Annotated in this window: 15 protein-coding genes and 1 pseudogene; 5 read left to right on the top strand and 11 right to left on the bottom strand. The window is 69.9% G+C overall.

What is annotated here, in order from left to right; all coding sequences use genetic code 11:
- The first annotated feature begins 85 nt into the window (after positions 1 to 85).
- Entirely contained in the window at positions 86 to 589 is a 504-nt protein-coding gene (locus HUN07_RS14330) for a nucleoside deaminase (protein WP_254622510.1), read from the top strand.
- A gap of 66 nt (positions 590 to 655) precedes the next feature.
- On the opposite strand, the gene gndA is transcribed toward HUN07_RS14330, so the two are convergent.
- The 4 genes from gndA to HUN07_RS14310 form a co-directional block, all read right to left on the bottom strand.
- Entirely contained in the window at positions 656 to 2,116 is a 1,461-nt protein-coding gene (gndA, locus tag HUN07_RS14325) for an NADP-dependent phosphogluconate dehydrogenase (RefSeq protein ID WP_114723535.1), read from the bottom strand.
- Between the two features lie 153 nt (positions 2,117 to 2,269).
- Complete coding sequence (locus HUN07_RS14320; protein WP_441346771.1) at positions 2,270 to 4,660, bottom strand: DEAD/DEAH box helicase; 2,391 nt, start codon at positions 4,658 to 4,660, stop codon at positions 2,270 to 2,272.
- 236 nt (positions 4,661 to 4,896) lie between these two features.
- Complete coding sequence (locus tag HUN07_RS14315; RefSeq protein WP_174910441.1) at positions 4,897 to 5,862, bottom strand: M56 family metallopeptidase; 966 nt, start codon at positions 5,860 to 5,862, stop codon at positions 4,897 to 4,899.
- A 29-nt stretch (positions 5,863 to 5,891) separates the two neighbouring features.
- Complete coding sequence (locus HUN07_RS14310) at positions 5,892 to 6,335, bottom strand: BlaI/MecI/CopY family transcriptional regulator (RefSeq protein WP_174910439.1); 444 nt, start codon at positions 6,333 to 6,335, stop codon at positions 5,892 to 5,894.
- 136 nt (positions 6,336 to 6,471) lie between these two features.
- Between HUN07_RS14310 and HUN07_RS14305 the strand changes: the two genes are divergently transcribed.
- Both HUN07_RS14305 and HUN07_RS14300 read left to right on the top strand, forming a co-directional pair.
- Positions 6,472 to 7,779, top strand: coding sequence for an alpha/beta hydrolase (locus tag HUN07_RS14305; RefSeq protein ID WP_174910437.1), 1,308 nt, complete (start codon positions 6,472 to 6,474; stop codon positions 7,777 to 7,779).
- Positions 7,776 to 10,334 (top strand): DUF2156 domain-containing protein, encoded by a 2,559-nt coding sequence (locus tag HUN07_RS14300; RefSeq protein WP_174910435.1) that lies wholly within the window; start codon positions 7,776 to 7,778, stop codon positions 10,332 to 10,334. The genes HUN07_RS14305 and HUN07_RS14300 overlap by 4 nt, the downstream gene beginning before the upstream one ends.
- A gap of 32 nt (positions 10,335 to 10,366) precedes the next feature.
- Here HUN07_RS14300 and yidC read toward each other — a convergent pair.
- From yidC to HUN07_RS14280, 4 genes and pseudogenes are all read right to left on the bottom strand, one after another.
- Positions 10,367 to 11,287 (bottom strand): annotated as a pseudogene (yidC, locus tag HUN07_RS14295) (membrane protein insertase YidC); the annotation flags it as partial.
- A 137-nt stretch (positions 11,288 to 11,424) separates the two neighbouring features.
- The gene (locus HUN07_RS14290; RefSeq protein ID WP_174907155.1) at positions 11,425 to 11,745 is read right to left on the bottom strand and encodes a DUF6412 domain-containing protein; all 321 of its coding nucleotides are present in this window, start codon (positions 11,743 to 11,745) and stop codon (positions 11,425 to 11,427) included.
- Positions 11,746 to 11,809: 64 nt separating this feature from the next.
- Positions 11,810 to 13,318 (bottom strand): MFS transporter, encoded by a 1,509-nt coding sequence (locus HUN07_RS14285; RefSeq protein ID WP_174910431.1) that lies wholly within the window; start codon positions 13,316 to 13,318, stop codon positions 11,810 to 11,812.
- A gap of 36 nt (positions 13,319 to 13,354) precedes the next feature.
- Complete coding sequence (locus tag HUN07_RS14280; protein ID WP_174910429.1) at positions 13,355 to 14,143, bottom strand: LLM class F420-dependent oxidoreductase; 789 nt, start codon at positions 14,141 to 14,143, stop codon at positions 13,355 to 13,357.
- 198 nt (positions 14,144 to 14,341) lie between these two features.
- Here HUN07_RS14280 and HUN07_RS14275 point away from each other — a divergent pair, with 198 nt between their 5' ends.
- Together HUN07_RS14275 and HUN07_RS14270 are read left to right on the top strand one after the other, a co-directional pair.
- The gene (locus tag HUN07_RS14275; protein ID WP_174910427.1) at positions 14,342 to 14,866 is read left to right on the top strand and encodes a hypothetical protein; all 525 of its coding nucleotides are present in this window, start codon (positions 14,342 to 14,344) and stop codon (positions 14,864 to 14,866) included.
- The gene (locus HUN07_RS14270; RefSeq protein WP_174910425.1) at positions 14,863 to 15,486 is read left to right on the top strand and encodes an RES family NAD+ phosphorylase; all 624 of its coding nucleotides are present in this window, start codon (positions 14,863 to 14,865) and stop codon (positions 15,484 to 15,486) included. Before HUN07_RS14275 ends, HUN07_RS14270 begins: the two co-directional genes overlap by 4 nt.
- A 23-nt stretch (positions 15,487 to 15,509) precedes the next feature.
- Here the strand turns inward: HUN07_RS14270 and HUN07_RS27625 are convergent, their stop codons facing one another.
- The 3 genes from HUN07_RS27625 to HUN07_RS14260 all read right to left on the bottom strand — a co-directional run bounded on the left by HUN07_RS27625 (position 15,510) and on the right by HUN07_RS14260 (position 20,460).
- Positions 15,510 to 16,709 (bottom strand): thioester reductase domain-containing protein, encoded by a 1,200-nt coding sequence (locus HUN07_RS27625; protein ID WP_441346820.1) that lies wholly within the window; start codon positions 16,707 to 16,709, stop codon positions 15,510 to 15,512.
- Positions 16,709 to 18,724, bottom strand: a complete 2,016-nt coding sequence (locus HUN07_RS27620; protein ID WP_441346770.1) for an AMP-binding protein — start codon at positions 18,722 to 18,724, stop codon at positions 16,709 to 16,711. The genes HUN07_RS27625 and HUN07_RS27620 overlap by 1 nt, the downstream gene beginning before the upstream one ends.
- A 164-nt stretch (positions 18,725 to 18,888) precedes the next feature.
- Complete coding sequence (locus tag HUN07_RS14260) at positions 18,889 to 20,460, bottom strand: class I adenylate-forming enzyme family protein (RefSeq protein ID WP_174910424.1); 1,572 nt, start codon at positions 20,458 to 20,460, stop codon at positions 18,889 to 18,891.
- Positions 20,461 to 20,606 lie beyond the last annotated feature (146 nt).

The following is a 20,606-nucleotide window of genomic DNA, read 5'->3' as shown; positions in this document are numbered from 1 at the left end:
CACAGGTTACCGCGTACGGCGGATGACAGAATTCAGCTTTTCCCGTGGACGATCCTCTCGCGCCACGGTCCACGAGGAGGTAGACGTGTCCGAATCCCGCAGTTCCAGGCCGTCGGTGTCCGACGCCGAGTTCCGGCACCTGCAGCGGTGCGTCGATCTCGCCGCCGAGGCCCTGCTGGCCGGCGACGAGCCGTTCGGATCGGTGCTCGCCACCGCCGACGGCACCGCGGTGGCCGAGGACCGCAATCGGATCGCCGGCGGCGACCGGACACGGCATCCGGAGTTCGAACTCGCCCGCTGGGCCGCCGAGAACCTGACCATCGACGAGCGCGCCGGCGCGACGGTCTACACCTCGGGCGAACACTGCCCGATGTGCGCGGCCGCGCACGCCTGGGTGGGTCTGGGCCGGATCGTCTACGTCGCCTCCACCGAACAGTTGGTGGGCTGGTTGACCGAGATGGGGGTGGCGCCGGCCCCGGTGAGCCCGCTGCCGATCCAGGCCGTCGCCCCCGGTGTCACCGTGGTCGGACCGATCCCGGAACTCGTCGAGGACGTGCACGTGCTGCACCGGCAAATCCACGGCGCCTGACCGCGGACGTGCGACGGGGGCGGACGCTGGTCGCGTCCGCCCCCGTCATCTGTCCGCCGACGAGGTTCAGGCCTCGATCTCGGAGCGGTCACCGCTCCAGAGGGTGTGGAACTTGCCCGGCTTGTCGATGCGCTCGTAGGTGTGCGCACCGAAGAAGTCGCGCTGGCCCTGCGTCAGGGCCGCCGGCAGGCGCTCGGCGCGCAGGCCGTCGTAGTACGACAGCGACGACGCGAACGCCGGCACCGGGATGCCGAGGGTGGTCGCGGTGACGACCACGCGACGCCAGCTGTCGATCGCGTTCTCGATCGCCTCGCGGAAGTACGGCTCGACAATCAGCGACGTGAGGTTCGGGTTGCTGTCGTATGCATCCTTGATGCGGTTCAGGAAGCGGGCCCGGATGATGCAGCCGCCGCGCCAGATGGTCGCCAGGTCACCCGGGGTGAGGTTCCAGTCGTACTCCTCGCTGCCCGCGCGGATCTGATCGAAGCCCTGCGCGTACGCGACGATCTTCGATGCGTACAGCGCGCGGCGGATATCCTCGGTGAACTGTTCGACATCGGTCGGCTTGGCACCCAGGTCGCCCGACGCCAGCCCCTGCGCTGCCTTGCGCTGGTCACGCGAACCGGACAGCGCGCGGGCGAACACGGCCTCGGCGATGCCGGTGACCGGCACACCGAGATCGAGCGCGGACTTGACCGTCCAGCGGCCGGTGCCCTTCTGCTCGGCGGCGTCGACGATGACGTCGACCAGTGCCCTGCCGGTCTCGGCGTCCTTCTGCCTGAGCACCTCCGCGGTGATCTCCACGAGGTAGCTCTCGAGCTCGCCCGCGTTCCACTCGGTGAACACGTCGGCGATCTTGTCGGCGTCGAAGCCGAGGGCGTCACGGAACAGGTTGTAGGCCTCGCCGATCAGCTGCATGTCGGCGTACTCGATACCGTTGTGCACCATCTTCACGAAGTGACCCGAGCCGTCGGGGCCGATGTGCGTGCAGCACGGGGTGCCGTCGACGTGCGCCGAGATCGACTCGAGCAGCGGGCCGAGCGCCGCGTACGACTCCTTGGGACCGCCGGGCATGATCGACGGGCCGTTGAGGGCACCCTCCTCGCCGCCGGAGATGCCCGCGCCGACGAAGTGCAGACCGCGCTCGCGCAGCGCCGCCTCACGACGGATCGTGTCGGTGTACAGCGCGTTGCCGCCGTCGATGATGATGTCACCGGGCTCCATCGCGTTCGCGAGTTCCTCGATGACCGCATCGGTCGCGTCGCCGGCCTTGACCATGATCAGCACGCGTCGCGGCTTCTGCAGCGCGCCGACGAACTCCTCGATGGTCTCGGTGCGGACGAAATCACCGTCGCTACCGTGCTCGGCGATCAGCGCATCGGTCTTGGCGACACTGCGGTTGTGCAGCGCCACGGTGTGGCCGTGGCGGGCAAAGTTGCGGGCGATGTTGGATCCCATAACGGCGAGCCCGGTAACGCCGATCTGGGCGCGGGCAGCCTCGGTGCTGGCAGAGGTCTCGGTGGTCATGGTTACAGCTTCCCTCGTCACCCCCGCGAAACGCGAACCGGCCCCGCTGTTCGAGATATGGCACCCGTCACGCACATCGGCCCCGGCTGCCCGTCAACGGGCGGCCGGGGCCGATGCTCAGGTCTACCGATCGATCACCGACCGGTCCGCGTGTTACTGGTTGCGGCCGCGGCTCGGGCCGTCGAAACCGTCGTAGCTGCGGCGGTCGGTGCGGCTACGGAAGCCGCTCGAACGCTGCTCGGACGGCGCACCGCTGCTGCGGCGGTCTCCGAACGACCGGTTGTCGCGGTCGCCGAAGTCCCGGCGCGGGCCGCGATCGTCCCGGTTACCCCGGAAGCCGCCACCGTCGCCGTCGCGGCGCGGGCCACGGTTGTCCCGATCGCCGAAGTCCCGGCGCGGGCCACGATCGTCGCGGTTACCGAAGGAGCGGTTGTCGCCGTCCCGACGGGGACCGCGATCGCCGAAGCTGCGCTCGTTCCGGTCGTTGCGGTCGTTGCGGAAGCCGCCGCCCCGCGAGTCGTTGCCGCGGAAGCCGCCACCGTCCCGGTTGCCCCGGAAGCCGCCACCGCCACCGTCGCCGTCGCGGCGCGGTGCACGGTTGTCGCGGTCACCGAAGTCGCGGCGCGGGCCGCGGTCGTCGCGGTTGCCGAAGGAGCGGTTGTCGCGGTTACCGAAGTCGCGGCGCGGGCCGCGGTCGTCGCGGTTGCCGAAGGAGCGGTTGTCGCGGTTACCGAAGTCGCGGCGCGGACGGTCACCCTGGGGGCGATCGTCCCGGTTGCCCCGGAAGCCGCCGTCACGGTTGCTCGAGTTGCCGCGGAAGCCGCCACCCTCGCCGTCGCGGCGCGGGCCACGGTTGTCCCGATCGCCGAAGTCCCGGCGCGGGCCACGATCGTCACGGTTACCGAAGGAGCGGTTGTCGCGGTCACCGAAGCTGCGGTCACCCTGCGGGCGATCGCCGTAGCTGCGCTGGCCGCTCGGACGATCGTCACGCGAACCGAAGTCCCGGCGCGGGCCACGGTCCCCGAAGTCGCGGCGCGGGCCACGATCGTCACGGTTGCCGCCGCGGAAGCCGCCCTCGCGGCGCGGACCACGGTCGCCGAACGACCGCTCACGGCGATCGCCGCGGCCGTCACGCTCGCTGCGGAAGTGGCTCTCGCGCACCGGTTCTCCACTGGGAGTGCGGGCGCCGGTGATGGTCGCGAGCTCCTCAGAGCCCGGTGCCACGGGCACCGCGGTGGCGTTGACGCCGGCCATGCCCGTCAGACGACGGAACTGGCGACGTTGGTTCGGCAGCACGATCGCGGCGACCACACCGGCCTCGCCGGCGCGCGCGGTGCGACCCGCGCGGTGCAGGTAGTCCTTGTGATCGGCCGGGGGATCGACGTGCACGACGAGGTCGATGCCGTCGACGTGGATGCCGCGGGCCGCGACGTCGGTCGCGACGAGCACCGGGGTGCGGCCGTTCTTGAAGCGCTCGAGCACGCGGGTGCGCTGGTTCTGCGCCTTGCCGCCGTGCAGGGACTCCGCCGCCACACCCTGCTCACGCAGACGTTCGGTGATGCCCTCGGCGCCGAGCTTGGTGCGCGCGAACATGATCGTGCGGCCGCCCTCACGCGACGCGATCTCCGCGAGGACAGCGTCCTTCTGGCCACGATCGACCAGCAGCACGTAGTGGTCCATCGTGGTGACCGAGGCGCGGCCGTCCTGCGTGGAGTGCAGCTCGTGCTCGGGCAGGAACTCGCGGACGAGGGTCTTGACGTCGTTGTCGAGCGTCGCCGAGAACAGCAGCCGCTGGCTCTCGTCGGGGGTGTCGCCGAGCAGCGTGCGGACCTCGGGCAGGAAGCCCATGTCCGCCATCTGATCCGCCTCGTCGAGCGCGGTCATCTCGACGGAGTCGAGGATGCAGGTGTTCTGCCGCAGGTGATCGCCGAGACGACCGGGGGTGGCGACCAGGATGTCGACACCGCGGCGCAGCTGATCGACCTGCTTGGTGAACGGCGTGCCACCGACAGCGGCCTTGACGTTCAGGCCGATCGAGCCCGCGTACGGGGTCAGCGATTCGACGACCTGGAAGGCCAGTTCGCGGGTGGGCACCAGGACGAGGGCGCGCGGACGCTTGGGGGCCGGGCGCTCGTCGTGGCGGGCGAGGCGGGCGAGCATCGGGAGGCCGAAAGCGAGGGTCTTGCCCGAACCGGTCTGGGCGCGGCCGAGGATGTTCTTGCCGGCGATGGCATCCGGGATCGCCATGGCCTGGATCGGGGACGGGCTGGTGATCGAGTTCCGGGCCAGCGCGGCGACCACGGGCTCGGGGAGCCCGATCTCGGCGAACGTCAGGCCGGTCGCCTCGTCGGTTTCGACGGTGCCGTCGGCCTCGGCGGTGCCGTCGGCCTCGGCGGACTCGGTCTCGGAAACCTCAGGAGCTTCGGTGGTCTCGACGGCGTCGGCCGTCACCTCGGTGGTCACGGTGTCGACCGTGGTCTCGGGAATCTCGACTGCTGGCTCGTTCTCGTTTCGAGCAGCGGAATCTTGGGCAGCATTAGTCACGCGGAATTACCTCTCCGGACGTCGGGCACGTCGCGGAGCGGGCTGTCACGCAGCCGCACGAAGAGACGAGCCAGGGCACAATTCACCTGGCCATCCGAGCGCCTTGCGCGGGTGAGATGGGGCTGTGTGCCTACATTGATTGATCGGACCGCGATGGCGGTCGCAAACGAGTGTACGCGATCTCGATCGGTGTCGAGGATCCGGCACGGCGCTGTGACCAGCGTTACTGCGCGCAATCAGTGATGGGACACCGAGAACAGGCGGCTCAACTCGACCAGCCACGGCACGGCCACGGCGATCGTGGGGATCACCAGGATCGCGGCCGCACCGATGTATGCGGCGACGGCGATGCGGACGTCTCCGGTCGGGTCGGTGAGGCGCTGCACACGCACCAGCGTGCTCGGACCGCCGACGGCCATCGCCCCGCGCGGTGCCGTGGAGCCCGCGCAGGTGACGAGCGCGCGGGCCAGTGGTGCCGGGCCGGTCACCTTCACCGCGGAATCGTCGGCGAGCAACTCGACGAGCAGCTGCACCGATCCGAGTGCCGACTTGGAGCGCGCGACCCGCGGGAAAGCTTGGTGCACAGCGGTGAAGGCCTCGAGCACGAGGTCGTGCCGGGCCCGCAGATGCGAACGCTCATGGGTGAGGATCGCGGTGATCTCGGCCTCGTTCAACGAGTTCAGCGTGCCCTCGCTGAGGACCACCCGCTGCCGGAGCCCGGGCAGGCAGTACGCGATCGGTTCCGCGGCGTCGAGCACGCGAACGTCCGAGATGCGGCCCAACGCGGACGATATGTCGACGTCGCCGCGATCGAGGAGATCGACGAGCATCCGGTGGCGGGCGCGGCGTCGCCGGGTGTGGATCGCCACCCGCACGATCGAGAAGATCAGCCGTGCACCGATCAACAGAGTCAGTCCGAACACGACCACGTAGAGGATCCACAGCGGAAGCCCCAGCGCGTCGATCTCGGCGGTCGGTTCCGTGGTGGGTCGGCCGTCCGGGCCCGGTACGAGCAGCCGGCTCGCGATGGCGAGCCCGGAACTGAATGCCGACAGCACGGCGGCCAGCGCGACGGCCTGCCACAGCACCAGGGCCGCCCGCGGGGAACGGAACGTCCACCGTGCGCGGCTGAGCAGGGCCGGCACGGGTCCCGTGAGAGCGAGCGCGAGCACCCCGAATGCCAACGCCGTGGGGGCGTTCATCGTTTACATGTCATGGCAGGTGAGGGGTCTCAACTCGCGCGGCCGGTGCCCGGGCGGAGACCGGTCGGGTGGACCGGATCGCCGGTCTGCACGGCCTTGTCCGACTCCGACGCCTCGAGCGCGGCGAGAGCCTCACGCAGCGCGGCGGCCTCGTCGGCGCCCACCTGTCCCACGAAATGCACCAGTGCGGCGGCGCGCTCACCGGACGCGTCGGCCTGCTGCAGGGCATCGACCATGAGGCTGGCGACCAACTCGTCGCGTCCGTGCACCGGCAGGTACCGGTGGGCGCGGTCGTCGCGCTGCTGGATGACGAGGTGCTTCTTCGCCAGACGCTGCAGCACGGTCATCACCGTGGTGTACGCCAGCTCTCGTCGTGCGGCGAGTGCCTCGTGCACCTGCCGCACCGTCTGAGGTTCCGACATGGACCACAGGTGGTCCATCACCGCGCGTTCGAGCTCGCCGAGTCCAGCCATGCTGCGATTCTACGGACCGCCCGCTCCGAATGCTTACTACTGCCAGTAGTAAGTTTCGGCGCGTCGGTGTGGTATGGGTCGCACCGCCCCCGCGGCGCGGTATACCGGTGGGGGAAACGTCAGGGGCGGAGGTCCGATGTTCGGCTGGCTCGATCGTGTGTCCCTGGTGTCCGGGCCGCTCCCGGTGATCGTCGTGGTGCTCGGCATCCTCGGGGCGGGCTGGCTGTGCGCCGATCGCCGCCGGTGGTTCCTGCGGTGGGCGCTGCCGCTGTCGATCGTCGGGGCGGCCGCGATGACCGCGGCCCTGTACGTGATCGTCGAGCACGTCTGGCGGCCGTTCCCCGATCCGGTCGAGAAGCCGGTCTATCTGTGGATCGGGGTCGGGTTGTGGGCGGTGCTGCTGCTGGTCCCGCGGATCGTGGCCGGGCGCCGGTGGATGATCCCCGTCTCGGTCCTGGCGGCCGCTACGGTGGTGCTAGTCGCGGCGGTGCAGATCAATCAGGTGTTCTACGCCTATCCGACGGTGGGTACGGCGCTCGGTCTGCCCGACCCCGACCGGATCGACTTCGCCGAGGTGCCCCCGCCGACGGGACCGGTCGTCACCGGTCGCCCACTCGAGGATGCGTGGGCGCCGCAGGTCCCCGGCGGCATGCCCGACAGCGGACGGTACGCGTCGGCGCCGATCCCGGGGGAGACGTCGGGATTCGCGGCGCGCGACGCGGTGGTCTATCTCCCGCCGTCGTATTTCGTCAGTCCTCGGCCGCTGCTGCCGGTGCTGGTCCTGCTCGCCGGGCAGCCGGGATCGCCCGAGGACTGGCTGAACGGCGGCAAGCTGGCCGCCACGATGGACGCGTTCGCGCGCGCCCATCACGGGCTCGCGCCGGTCGTGGTCGTGCCGGACGGCACCGGGTCGCAGCTCGCCAACCCGTTGTGCATGAATTCCAAGCTCGGGAACGTCGCCACCTATCTGGCGGTCGACGTGCCCGCGTGGACGAAGTCGCATCTACAGGTCGACCCGGATCCCCGCTCCTGGGCGGTGGCCGGTCTGTCCTACGGCGGGACGTGCGCGCTGCAGTTGGCGACGAACTACCCACAGGTGTATCCCACGTTCCTCGACTTGTCGGGGCAGGAGGAACCGACGCTCGGGGACCGGCAGCGCACCGTCGACGAGGCGTTCGGCGGCGACGAGGCCGCCTTCGTGGCGGCCAATCCGATGGATCTGATGAAGACGCGTCGCTACCCGGACACGGCGGGGATCATCGTCATGGGCGACCGCGACGACGCGTACCGCGGCGGCGCGAAGAAGGTGTTCGAGGCGGCGAAGAACGCGGGCATGGACGTGCAGTACGTGGAAGTACCGGGCGCCCACAGCTTCTCGGTCTGGTCCACGGGTCTACGGGAGGAACTCGACTGGCTGGCGAAGAGGATGGGGCTGATCTCGTGAACACGCTGCGGCGGTACGGGCGGCGGGTCGTAGACCTGCTCCGGCACGGTGTCACCGGCGCCCCGGTCAGCGTCACGCTGCTCGCGGTGATCTGGGTGCTGGGCTTCGCGACCGCTTCGCTCGTGCACGGCCCCACCCAGCTCGTCGATCGGCACCTGGCGGTCGGGATCGGGCCGATCGAGCACTGGCGGCTGTGGACTCCGTTGACCGCCGGTCTGTGGGCGTCCGGACTTGCCGGCTATCTCGGTGCGACCGTTCTCGTGTTCCTTGTCGCGGCCCCGATCGAACGACGGATGGGGTCGGGACGGTTCGCGGTGTCGGCCGCGGTCACCCAGGTGGCGGGGGCGGTCCTCGGCCTGGCCGTGGCGACTGTCGTCAAGATGCTCGACTCCGACTGGGGTTTCCGTCTGCACATCGGGACCGCGGTCGGCCCCACCACCTGGATCGTCGGCGTCGTGATGGTCGCCAGCGCGTCGATGGACACGCTGTGGCGCCGACGCATCCGCGTCGGACTGTTGGCGCTGACGATCACGCTGGTGCTGTTCGCCGGACAGTTGCAGGACGTGATCCGGTTGGGTGCCGTCGTGGTGGGCCTGTGTCTTGGGCCGTGGATCGTGGGCCGGTCCGCGCGCGGGCCCCGGATCTCGGGGACCCGGCGCGAGGGGCGGGTGCTGGTCGCGATCGTGGTCGCGGCCACCTCCATCGGCACCATGCTCGCGGCGCTGTCGCCGCACGCCGTCGGGCCGCTCGCGGTGCTGCGCGACCTGTTCCGGGGCGTGCCCTGGACGGCTGCCGAGGTGCGCGAGATCTGCGAGGCGTCACAGACCGATCCCGACTGTCGGCGCGGCGAGCTGGACCTGCGGCTGTCCGGCATCGGCCCGACGCTGCTCAGCCTGATGCCGTCGGTGTTCCTGCTGGTGCTGTGCGACGGGCTGCGGCGCGGCCGGCGGTTCGCGTGGATCGCGGCCACCGTCGCGCAGGTGGTGCTGTTGGCGCTGTCGCTGTTGAACTTCGTCGTCCGCTACATCGACGTGGCCGACGAGGAGACGCTCTTCTACGGCCTGGAATCGCCCAATGTCTACCGCACACTCATCCCGTTCCTGACCCCGCTGGCGCTGGTGATCCTGCTGCTCGCGACGCGGAAACTGTTCGATGTCAAGGCGCCCCCGAAGACGTATCTCCGGATGTCCGCCGAGCTGGGGGCGCTGGTGGTCGGGCTCGGTGTCCTCTATGTCCTGGGCGGGATGTGGGCGCGGGGCGGCTTCGACCGCCGGCCGACCATGACGACACTGATCGCCGACTTCCCCGAACGTCTGGTCCCGCCGGTGTACCTGCAGATGCTCGATCCGCGGCTGCTGCCGGTCGACTGGGCGTCGACCTTGCTCTACGAGTGGACCGGCGTCGTGTTCTGGGTGGTGGCCTGCCTCCTGGTGGCGGGCACATTCCTGCGACCCGCGTACGGGGCCGAAAGCGGCGCGGCGGAGCGGGCCCGGGCGATCCTCACCTCCGGGTCGGGCAGCGCGCTGTCGTGGATGACGACCTGGCACGGCAACTCGTACTGGTTCGGCGCCGCCGGCGACAGCTACGTGGCGTACCGCGTCATCGGCGGTGTCGCGCTCACCACCGGAGGGCCGGTCGGCCGGCGCGACCGGGTGCGGGACGACGTGGTCGGGTTCGCCGAGTTCGCCGCGTCCAACGGCTGGACACCGTGCTTCTATTCGGTGACCGGGGACGTCCGGGCCGCGGCCGAGGACCTGGGCTGGGTGGGTGTGCAGGTCGCCGAGGAGACGGTGCTGGATCTGGGCTCGATCGCGTTCACCGGCAAGAAGTTCCAGGACGTGCGCACCGCGCTCAACCGCGCCGCGAAGTCGGGGATCACCGCCGAGTGGATCAGCTTCTCGACCGCACCGCTGTCGATCACCGACCAGATCACGGCCATCTCCGAGGAGTGGGTGGCCGACAAGGGGATGCCCGAGATGGGGTTCACGCTCGGCGGGCTGCAGGAGATGGACGACCCCGAGGTGCGTTGCCTGATCGCCGTCGACGAGCAGCGCACCGTGCACGGGGTGACGTCGTGGCTGCCGGTGTACCGCGACGGCGTGGTGGTGGGCTGGACGCTGGACTTCATGCGCCGGCGCGCCGACGGTCTGCACCAGGGCTTCCGGCCGGCGATGGAGTTCCTCATCGCGTCGGCCGCGATCACGCTCGAACAGGAGGGCGCGGAGTTCGTCAGCCTGTCCGGGGCGCCGCTGGCCACGGTGCAGCAGGGCGACGACACCGTCACGGCCGCGCCCGCGGACGACGTCCGGCCGGGCCTGTCCGAGGCACTGGACTCGGTGCTCGAGGTGCTGGGCCAGACCCTCGAGCCGGTGTACGGGTTCCGGTCGTTGCTTGCCTTCAAGTCGAAGTTCCAGCCGCGGTACGACCCGATGCACATGTGTTTCCCGGACCCCGTCGCGTTGCCGAGCATCGGCAACGCGGTAGGCCGCGCCTACCTGCCCGAGGTGTCGTTCGGGCAGGGGGTGCGCCTGGTCCGGACCCTGATCCGGCGGTGAACCCGGTGCTTCGGCTGTTACTTTCGCCGACCCCGCTTCTGCCGGGCAGGATTCGGTCGGGCGCCTGGTCGGGGCCCGGCGGCCGGCCGTCGTTCGGCAGTCTCCAACTGTTTCGCCGATTCCTCCCGGTCGATACGGGCGAAGACGAGGTGCTGCTGGCCGTAGGTCCAGACGTTGTTGCTCACCCAGTACAGCAGGATCGCGATCATCAGGAACGGTCCGCCGACGAGGACGCCGAGTGGGAAGCCCCACAGCATCAGCTTGTTCATGATCGCCGACTGCGGGTTGGCCGCCGTGTCCGGACGCTGCCTCCGCACCGATGCCCGGGCGTTGAAGTGGGTGGCAAGGCCGGCGAGCACCATCAGCGGGACGGCCACGGCGGCGATCGTGGCCACGGTGGGGACTCCGCCGTACGGAGCGAATGACGCCAGGGTGCTCTGCGGACTGGCGATCGCCGCGGAGATCGGTGCACCGAACAGACGGGCGCTCAGGAACGACTGGACATCGGTGGCGCTGAAGATGTAGTTCGGGGTACTGGCGTTGGCCTCGGGAGTCATTCCGAGTTGGCCCAGCCCGGTTCCGGTGCGGTTGAACGAGCGCAGCACGTGGTACAGACCGAGGAACACCGGTGCCTGCACCAACACCGGCAGGCACCCCATCAGCGGGTTGAACCCGTGCTCCTTCTGCAGTTTCTGCATCTCGGTCGCCTGGCGTTGCCGGTCGCCGGCGTACTTCTGCTGCAGGGCCTTGATCTGCGGTTGCAGTTCCTGCATCTGGCGGGTCGTGCGGATCTGGTTGATCGCGGGTTTGAGCAGCAGAACGCGCAGGGTGAAGACCAGGAACACCACCGCCAGCGCCCAGGCGAATCCGTTGTCCGGGCCCAGGATCGAGCCGAACGCCTTGTGCCAGAACCACAGGATCGCGGACACGGGGTAGTAGATGAAGTCGAGCATGGTGAGCACCTCTTTGCTGCACGACGCGGCGTTACACGGCATCGTGCGGGTGGGAGTTCACGCCGGTGTCCTGTGCGGACTCGTGACGGCGTGGAAAAGGGACGGTCGACCGAGGCGGCCGCACAGCATCAGCGGTGCTATGCGGCGGCGAGGACCTGTCCGGGTGCTCGAGGCCGACAGGGGCGGCCGGGGGTGTCGGGGGCGCTCTGCCTGCGGAACGCGCCACGCAGCCGCTGCTCTTCCCTGGGTGGGCCGGAGGCCGATTCGGTCAGCGAGTGCAGTCGGGGCAGCACACTCTGCCCGGCCACGGCGAGCAGAAGAAGGACCGCAACCGTGGCGCCGACGACCGCAGCCGGCCCGTCGATCGCCGTTGCGGCAACCACCAACGCCAGCACGGCCATCCACGTGAGCTGAACAAGGTTCAGCCGGCGCGTGAATACAGACCGGATCCGTGCCATGCGACAAAGCTTAGCGAGCGATCTCCCACGTTCGCAGGATGCGGCGTTACGTCGAGGAGTTCGCTCAGCGATGATCGGATCCGGCATGGTCCTCCGGACGCCTCGCTCCCGGGGTCGTGCCGGTGTCGTCTCGGGGCCCGGGCCGGCGGGCGAGGGTGATGCACGTGATCGCGGTGACTGCCATTGCCGCCATGCCGATGCACGCTGCGCTCGTGTAGGCGTCGTCGGTCGGGAAGAGTTCCCCGGCAGGGGTGCCGGTGGCGAGCATCAGGCCGCCGACAGCGCTTCCGATGGAGAACCCGACACTGCGCACGACCTGGTTGAAGCTCATCGCGCTCGACGTCTCACTGTTCGGGGTGACGGCCAGAATGACTGCGGGCATCGCGGCGGAGAAGCTCCCGACACCGAAGCCCAGGATCGCCATCGACACCAACACTTCGGTGAGATTCGAGCGGGCGCCGGCAAACAGGGCGAAGGCGCCGAGCACGACGATGGCGGTAGCAGCCAGGAGTGCGGGTCCGCCGATTCGGTCCCGCAGGTGAGGAGTGAGTTTGCCGGCGACGAAGCCCATCAGGGAGAACGGAACGAGGACGAGACCGGCGACGAAGGTGGAGAGCCCGAACCCGTAGCCGGCGCCGTGCGGCGTCTGGGCGTAGCGCGTGATGAGGGACACCAGCAGGTACATGCCGATGCCGCCGACGAACATGGCGGCATTGGCTCCGGCCACGGCCGGGTGTCGTATCAGCCGGACATCGACAAGGGGTGCCTTCGCGTGGCGTTCGTAGGCCGTCCAGACGCCGAGCAGGAGCACCGCGACGACCGCCAGGGCCACGGCCAGGCCGAGATGCCGGTTCCACAGGCTCGTCTCGCTGGCGAGGAGAAGAACGAGGAGCAGTCCGGCGGCCAGGAGCAGCGCGCCGGGTACGTCCACCCGGGCCGAGCGCCCTTCGGGCGGCACGGGCATGCTGCGCAGGGCCGCGACGAACGCAACTGCGGTGACGACCACGCCGAGCCCGTAGGCGGCGCGCAGGCCGCCGAGCTCGGTGAGCAGTCCGGCCAGGGGGTAGCCGACGCCGATTCCGATGGTGGACGCCACCGACACCAGCGCGATCGTCGAGACCGCGCGATCTTCGGGAAGATGGTCGCGGGCCACACCCATCATCAGCGCGGTCAGCCCCAACCCGACACCTTGTGCGGCCCGGCCGACGAGCAGCCAGGCGAACGGCAGGGGAAGGGCGGTGAGCACGCTTCCCGCCACCACCACCCCCAGCGTGACGAGGATGGTGCCCCTGCGATGCGGGCCGGCCCCCAAGCGGCCCAGGACGGGCGTGGCGATGGCGCCCGTCAACAAGGTGATGGTCAGCGTCCACTGAGCGCTGGCGAGCGAGACATGCAACGTGGTGGCGACGCTGGTGATCAGCGGTGCCCCGAGGCTGCCGACCGCGGCGACGACCAGGGCGATGAACACCAGCGAGGGAACCAACAGGACGGAACTGTTCTCGGGCCGCTCCGCGGCGGTTCTCGAAACCCGCTGCCTGCCGTCGGGTCCACCTGTCTCCTGGCGCTGCTCCATGCGCCGTAGATTACGGAGCCCGACAGTCGGGCGTGATCACGCGCGGTTGTGCCGGTCGCGCCAGTCGAGCCACGGTCGCAGTGGGCTCAGGTCGTAGTGCGGGCCGCCGATCGTCCACGTGAAGAGGGTGAAACCCAGGGCGAGCAGCTGTGGTGGTGTGGTACCGAGCTGTGGTGACACGGGTGCGCTGCGTTCGATCTCGTGAGGATCGAGGCCGGCGGCCGCGCAGTACTCGTCGAGCAGGGTGTTCTTGCGGCCGAGGGTGTCCAGATCGCCGATCCCGTGCCAGATGTCGGCGTGGCGGGCCACCATCGGGAGCGTCTTCTTCTCGCCGCCGCCGCCGATGAGCAGAGGGATCTTCCGAACCGGGGGCGGGTTGAGCACCGCGAGGCGGTGTTCGATGCGTAGCAGCGCGGCGGCCAGATCGTCGAGGCGGCTGCCGGCCGTGCCGAATGCGTAGCCGTACTCGTCGAAATCCTTCTGCGCCCATCCGGATCCGATGCCGAGGATGAGCCGTCCGTCGCTGATGTGGTCGACCGTGCGGGCCATGTCGGCGAGGAGGTCGGGATTGCGGTAGGCGTTGCACGTGACGAGCGGGCCGATCTCGATCCGGTCGGTGGTCTCGGCCCACCCGGCGAGGGTCGTCCAGCATTCGAACGTCTTTCCGGTCAGGTCGCCGGACGGGGGGTAGAAGTGGTCGTAGTCGAACACGATGTCGACGCCGAGGTCTTCGGCCTCACGCACGGTTCGGCGGATGGCGTCGTAGTCGGCGTGCTGGAGCTGGATGTGCAGTCCGATGCGAACCGGATGTGTCGCGGTAGCCACGCGAGCGCCTCCTGATGTGGGGTCAGCTCCTCCCAATCATTGCGGACCGGGGAACCGGGAACCGCAACGAAACGACACCGAATCGACGCACGTGGAAGGTGGCAGGGGCCTCGTCGCGGCCGCGCCGATTGGTTGACGTGGTTGACGGTCGGGTGGCAGGGTGTGGTTGACAAGGTTGACGGGCGAGAGGACTGGGCAGTGACGTCGTTGGTCGAGCAGGAACGCGAACTGATCGAGTTGCTCACCCGGCGGGTGCACAGCACCTTCGCGGCCGCGGCCGAGGCGGGGGTCCCGGCCGAGACGTTCGCCGACGTCGAGGCGATCGCCGACGCAATGTCGGCGGCCCTGCCCACCAGCCACGTGTACGACCAGATCATCGGGCCGTTCTACGACACCTCGGGTCTCACCCGCTGGTGGCGGGTGAGCCGTCAGGCCGTGAGCAAGAAGGTCGCCACCAACGCGCTGATCGCCTGTCGGCTCGACGACGGCCAGTGGGTGTACCCGGTGTGGCAGTTCACCGCCGGCGGCGCCGTGCATCCGGCGGTCGTCGAGGTGTGGCGGATCCTGCGCGGGGCGGCGGACTCGTGGACATGCGCGTTGTGGCTGTGCACGCCGCAGGACGCGCTGGACGGCCGCTCCGCCGCGGACTGGCTCGTCTCCGACGGCCCCGTCGAACCCGTCCGCGTCGCCGCGCGCGCCGACGCCCAACGGTGGGCTGCATGACCCGTGAGGTCGTCGCGCTCGGTCCGCCCGGCGCGAGGTCGCTCGACGGATTTCCCGGGTGGTCGCTGACCACCCGCCGACGGCTGCTGCGCGGGCATCGCACGGCCAACGGCGCGTGGTGGTTCGCGTCCTCCGGCCGCGGCCGATTCGACCTCGACGACCCGAACGGCACCTGCTACGTCGCCTTCGACGAGCGCACCGCGATCCGCGAGACGGCGGGGGAGGTGCTGGCGTCGCTCGGCGTGATCACCGACGAGTTCGCAACGGAGCGTTCGCTGTCGGAGCTGCGGATCCCCACCCGGCGGCAGTTGGCCGACACATGCGCGGAGACCGCCGCGGATTTCGGCGTCACCCGGGAGCTGTGCACCGTCACGCCCTACGACGTGCCCCGGCAGTGGGCGACCGCGCTCGCGGCGCAGTTCGACGGCGTCCGCTACCAGAGCCGCTTCACCACCGGATCGTCCGCGAACGCCGCCGCGCTGTTCGGCCCGGCGGGTGCGCGCGACGACTGGCCCGCCGACGACGCCCCGGAGCCGTTCGCCGCCGCCGCGCGCCGATGCGGGTTCACCGTCGGGGCGATGCCCCGGTCCGTGCGGATCGTGCAGCCACCCGGACCGTGACGGCCGAGCGCGCGTCGGGGCGGCTACCCGTGGCTCGGGGACGCCGCGAGTAGGCCGAGACGCCGCAGATCGGCGATGTACTTGTCGATCAACGACTCGGTCAGATGCGGCACGTCCGCGAACCCGTCGATTCCCGCCGATTGCACTGCGGCGCGGAACTGTTCGGACGGCGGCTGCGCCTCGGGCCTCGCGGGCGCCGGGTGGGCGTAGGCGCTCAGCAGGGGCCGTACGGAGTGCTGTCGCTGGTTGTCGGGCAGCGACTCGATCGCAGCCTCGAAGCGGGCGAGCCAGTCGTCGTAGTCGTCGATCCGCTCGATCGGGTGACCCGACGCGACGAGCCAGTCGACGAACCGGTCCAGGGAGATGTCGTCGTCGTGCGTGTTGAGCACGTTGAAGGTGCGGAAGCCGCCGGTGACCTGCGCGCCGAGGGTCGTGATCGCCTCGGCCGTGAAATCGGCGGGCAGCCCGTCGTAGTGGGCCCGTTGCCGGTGGCCCGCCGCGTCCAGTCGGTAGAAGGAGCGCGGCGCGATCCCGGTGGCCACCAGGCTCAGCATCAGGCGGGTGAACATGTCGGGCACGTTGAGCTGCCCGGCGTACCGGCTGTGCGCGAGGATCATGTCCGACCGGAACACCGTGACCGGGAGCCCGCACAGGTCGTGGGCCTCGCGCAGGAGAACCTCGCCCGCCCACTTGCTGGTGGCGTAACCGTTGGCGTACGACGCGTCGAGTGCGCGGGACGGGCTCGCGGCGCGGACGTCGACGTCCTCGCCGATGAACCCGCCGCCGGGCAGGGCGGTGACCGCGACCGTCGAGATGTAGTCGACGGGCTTGAGCCGTGCAGTGATCGCCAGCCTGACGATCTCGGCGGTGCCCACCACGTTGGGGCCGAACAGTTGGCTGTAGGGCAGCATGTGATTGACGAGGGCCGCGGAGTGCACGATCAGATCCACCGAGTCCGCGAGTCGGCTCCACGTCGGCCGGTCGAGCCCCAGGTACGGATCGCCGACGTCCCCGGCGAGCACCTCGCGATGATCGTCGGCCAGGGCGCGGAACCGCACGGACAGGTTCTCGTCGCCGCTGTCGATCGCGGCGACGATCCGCTGCCGGGCCTCGGCCGGATCGGCGCCGCGGGTGATGCAGATCAGCGTCCCGCCGGTGCGGGCCAGCCGCTCGAGCCACGCGAGGCACAGGAAGCGGCCGAGAAACCCGTTGGCCCCGGTCATCAGGACGGTGTCCACCGTCCCGGTCGGCGCGGGCAGCGACGGCGCGGCGGCCAACGTGGCGGCGTCGATGAACGCGTCCAGGCGCAGGCCCTCCGCGCGGGCGATGGTGGCGCCGCGGCCGTGCACTGTGTCGTCGCGAACGTGAACGCGGCCAGCGAATCTCCGCCGAGGTCAGCGAAGCCGGCGTCGTCACCGTCGGGAATGTCCGCGTCCAGCACCCCCAGTGTGACGGCGGCGGCGCGGCGCACCGCCTCGAGCGTGGGCAGGTCGGCGGCGGCGGCGCGCAGTTCCGCGAGCCGGGTTTCCTGTCCTGCGGCGATCTCGTCGTACATCGCTTCGAGCCGCGGCCCGTACAGGTCCGCGAGGGCGGGGCGCAGCAGCTTGCCGATCCCGGACAGCAGCCCGTTGTCCCGAGTGAACGGCTCGGATTCGAGCAGGAAGTCGCGGGGGATCTTGTAGGACTCGAGGTCGGCGTCGTCGGCGATCTGCTGGAGCGAGGCCGCGATCAGGGTGTGCGCGTCCCCGTCGCCGACCGTGTCGGGGTTCGACACGATCACCGCGAGCAGGAACGACCGTTCACTGCTGCCGTAGATGAAGATCTGCCGCAGGTACGGGCTGGTGGCGTAGACGGATTCCAGCTTGGAGATCGCCACGAACTCGCCCTGCGAGAGCTTGATGACGTTGTTGCGTCGGTCGAGGTAGACGAGACGGTCGGGCGCGGTCTCGGCCATGATGTCGCCGGTCTTGTAGAAGCCGTCCTGGTCGAAGATGCTCGCCGACAGTTCGGGGTGCTTGTAGTAGCCCGGGATCAGGTTCGTGGACTTCACGCACAGCTCGCCGCGCGGATACGGTTCGTCGCCGGTCAGGTAGCCGGGGACGTCCACGAGCTTGTAGTCGGTCACCGGGGGCCGCAGGATCCGGCCGTTGCGCAGGACACCGCCGCCGGTCTCGGTGGAGCCATAGCCGTCGTTCACCGTGACGTCGAGCGTCGATTCGACGAAGGAGTGCATCGCCTCCGACAGGGGCGCGCTGCCGCAGAGGGCCGTGAGCACCCGTCCGCCGAGGACGTTCCGGCGCAGGTCGGACTTCACCGCGTCGGGGCTCGCGCCGGGAGGCCGACGGTCCAGCTCTCTCCGGTAGCGCTGGAAGATCATCTCGCACACGCGCGGAACCAGATTCAGGGCGGTGGGGCGCGCCAACGCGATGTCGTCGAACAGCGAGGACATCGCGTTGCGCGCGGCGAAGTACCCGGTGCCGCCCGACGAGAGGGTGGTCACCAGCCATCCCAGCCCGAACACGTGGCTCAGCGGCATGTACTGCACGTGGATCGCCGGCACCCGGCCGTCGACGTCCGCGTCCGGACCGCGCGACCGCTGCCACATGCGGGTGACCATGTCGGTGGTGTACATCGCCCCCTTGGGGGCGCCCGTGCTGCCCGACGTGTAGATCAGCATCGCGAGCGGATCGTCGTCCTGCGCGGGGACGAACGCCGGAACCGCCGGCAGCGCGGCGCCCCGGTCCAGTTCCGCGGCCAGCACGCGGGGCGCCGTCTCGGCGACGATCGGTGCGAGCTGCCTTGCCGTCGAGCTGGACTGCAGGGGAACCGACACGGCCCCCAACCGGATGCAGGTCAGATCGATGACCGCGTAGTCGATGCTTGTGAAGCCCAGCACCGCCACGAAGTCACCCGCGCGGACACCGCCCGGCAACTCCGCCTGCCACGAACGGGCCAGGGCGGCAGCCCGCTCTCGCAGCGCACGGTAGGTGATCGTCTCGAACCGCGGCAGCAGCGCGACGGTGGTGCGGCCCGAGTCCGGATCCGTGGTGAGCGTGTGGGCCCGGCGGCCGAGCGCGGGACGATCGGCGTAGCCGTCCAGATACGCGGCCACGACCTCCGACAATCTCAGCCCGCCGCGGCGCGCGGCGGCGGTCACGGCCAAGTCGGGTGCCGCGGCCCGGAACTGCGGGTCGGTGGTGGACAGGTCCTCGACACGGTGGACGAGGCGCTCGTCCACGGGGTTTCGGCGGTCATAGTGCCTCCCGCCGCCATTATCCGCGCGTCGCGGGTCCTCTCAACCGAGCTGCGGGCAGGACGGGGCCGGTTCGCCAGACCGGGTCAGGCATACCGGTCAGGGTTCGACACCGATCTGCCACCGCCCGGATCGGCCCACAAGGCCGGTCAGGTCCGCGGCGTCAGCGCGACCTTCCGGATCTTGCCTGCCGGCGTCATCGGCAGGCCGTCGACCACCTCGACTCGGTCGGGCACCTTGTACTTGGCCAGAGTTCGCCGGCACCGTTCGATCAGCCACTCGGGGTCCACCGCAGCACCGGGTGCGGGCACCACGAAGGCGTACCCGGTCTCGCCGAACGTCTCGTCCGGCACCCCGATCACCGCGCACAGCGCCACCGTCGGGTCCGCGGCCAGCACGTTCTCGATCTCCGCCGGGTAGACGTTGTATCCGCCGCGCACGTACATCTCCTTGCGGCGACCGAGCAGGCTGACGTGCCCGTCCTCGGACATCGATGCGACGTCGCCCGTCGCGAGCCAGCCGTCGGCGAGGAATGTCGCGGCCGACTCGTCGGGCAGCTGCCAGTAGCCCGCCGCTACGCACCCGCCGCGGACCTGCAGCTCGCCGACCTCCCCCGGGGAGAGTGGGGTGTTCCGGTCGTCGACGATGCGGCCCTCGAAGTCGCCGGTCATGATCCCGATGCTGCGGCCGACCGTCTCCAGAGAGTCACCCGGCGGCGAGATGACACAGGCGCCGGAGGTCTCGGACATACCGTAGAGGTTCGCGATCCGGACGCCGTCGAATCTCGCCGCGACCTGCTCCGCCAGGGCCGGTTCGAGGTTGGACCCGCCGACGACACACAGGCGCACGCTCGACATGTCCGTGCCCGCAAAGGAGTCCGCGCCGAGCACCATCTTGTACATGGTCGGGACGCCGACGAACATCGTCACCCCGGTGTCCGCCATCACGTCGACCACCAGATCCGGATGGAACCTCGGCAGCAGCGCGATCGCGCCCCCGGTGACAAGGGTTGAGCCCAGCGTGCAGGTCAAACCCCCGACGTGGTTGAACGGCATGACACCGAGGATCACGTCCGCCGCAGACTGCTCGAACCGCTCCACCTGTGCGACGGCCGAGGCGAGCAGGCTGGCGTGAGTGATGGTGGCGCCCTTGGGCGTCCCGGTCGTTCCGGAGGTGTAGAGGATCACCGCCGGATCCGTGGGCCGGACGGCCTCGGCGGCGCGGGCGAGCATCGCCGGTTCGGGCTCGGTGGCTGCGAGGTCCGCCCACCGTCGTCGGCCCGGGGTCTCGCCACCACCGAGGAAGACCAGATGCTCGACCGTCGGGATGTCGGGTCGCAGCTGGTCGAGGAAGGGGCCGAACTCGAATCCGTTCGACTCCGCGTCGCAGATCAGGGCGCGGGCCCCCGACTGCGTGAGCATGTGGGTGAACTCGCGCTCGCGGTAGACGACGTTGAGGGTGACCAGCACCGCCCCGATCTTCGCCGCAGCGAGGTGCGCGACGATCCAGTGCGGTGAGTTCGTCGCCGCGATCGCGATGCGGTCGCCGTGGCCGAGACCCAGACGCAACCAACCGGTGGCGACGCGGTCCGACTGCTCGTCGATCTCACCGTAGCTGAACGCCTCGCCACCGAAGTGGACGAACGTCGACTCGGGTGCTGTCGCGACCCGAGCGGCGAGCATCGTGGAAATCGTCGACCCGTTGTCAATTCCTTTGTCCATCAACAATTCCGATCAGTCGTCGTGAGAGCGCGGAAGGCCACCGAGACCGGCGCAGTGACGGCAGTCACATCAGTCGAATTGCGTCACTGTAAGCGGGCCCACCCAACTAAGCAAGCATGTGTGCTTGTTTTTCTGAATGCCGCAGA

Origin of the sequence: Rhodococcus sp. W8901 (genome assembly GCF_013348805.1) — a bacterium.
Classification (GTDB): Bacteria; Actinomycetota; Actinomycetes; order Mycobacteriales; family Mycobacteriaceae; genus Prescottella.
Note: the sequence above shows the minus strand (reverse complement) of the source record. Positions and strands in the feature narration are given on the sequence as shown.

What these genes read in the sequence shown, in the direction of transcription:
- gndA (WP_114723535.1), bottom strand. Translation starts at nt 2,116, where the DNA reads ATGACCACCGAGACCTCTGCCAGCACCGAGGCTGCCCGCGCCCAGATC.
- HUN07_RS14315 (WP_174910441.1), bottom strand. Translation starts at nt 5,862, where the DNA reads ATGAACGCCCCCACGGCGTTGGCATTCGGGGTGCTCGCGCTCGCTCTC.
- HUN07_RS14310 (WP_174910439.1), bottom strand. Translation starts at nt 6,335, where the DNA reads ATGGCTGGACTCGGCGAGCTCGAACGCGCGGTGATGGACCACCTGTGG.
- HUN07_RS14305 (WP_174910437.1), top strand. Translation starts at nt 6,472, where the DNA reads ATGTTCGGCTGGCTCGATCGTGTGTCCCTGGTGTCCGGGCCGCTCCCG.
- HUN07_RS14290 (WP_174907155.1), bottom strand. Translation starts at nt 11,745, where the DNA reads ATGGCACGGATCCGGTCTGTATTCACGCGCCGGCTGAACCTTGTTCAG.
- HUN07_RS14285 (WP_174910431.1), bottom strand. Translation starts at nt 13,318, where the DNA reads ATGGAGCAGCGCCAGGAGACAGGTGGACCCGACGGCAGGCAGCGGGTT.
- HUN07_RS14270 (WP_174910425.1), top strand. Translation starts at nt 14,863, where the DNA reads ATGACCCGTGAGGTCGTCGCGCTCGGTCCGCCCGGCGCGAGGTCGCTC.
- HUN07_RS27625 (WP_441346820.1), bottom strand. Translation starts at nt 16,709, where the DNA reads ATGACCGGGGCCAACGGGTTTCTCGGCCGCTTCCTGTGCCTCGCGTGG.
- HUN07_RS14260 (WP_174910424.1), bottom strand. Translation starts at nt 20,460, where the DNA reads ATGGACAAAGGAATTGACAACGGGTCGACGATTTCCACGATGCTCGCC.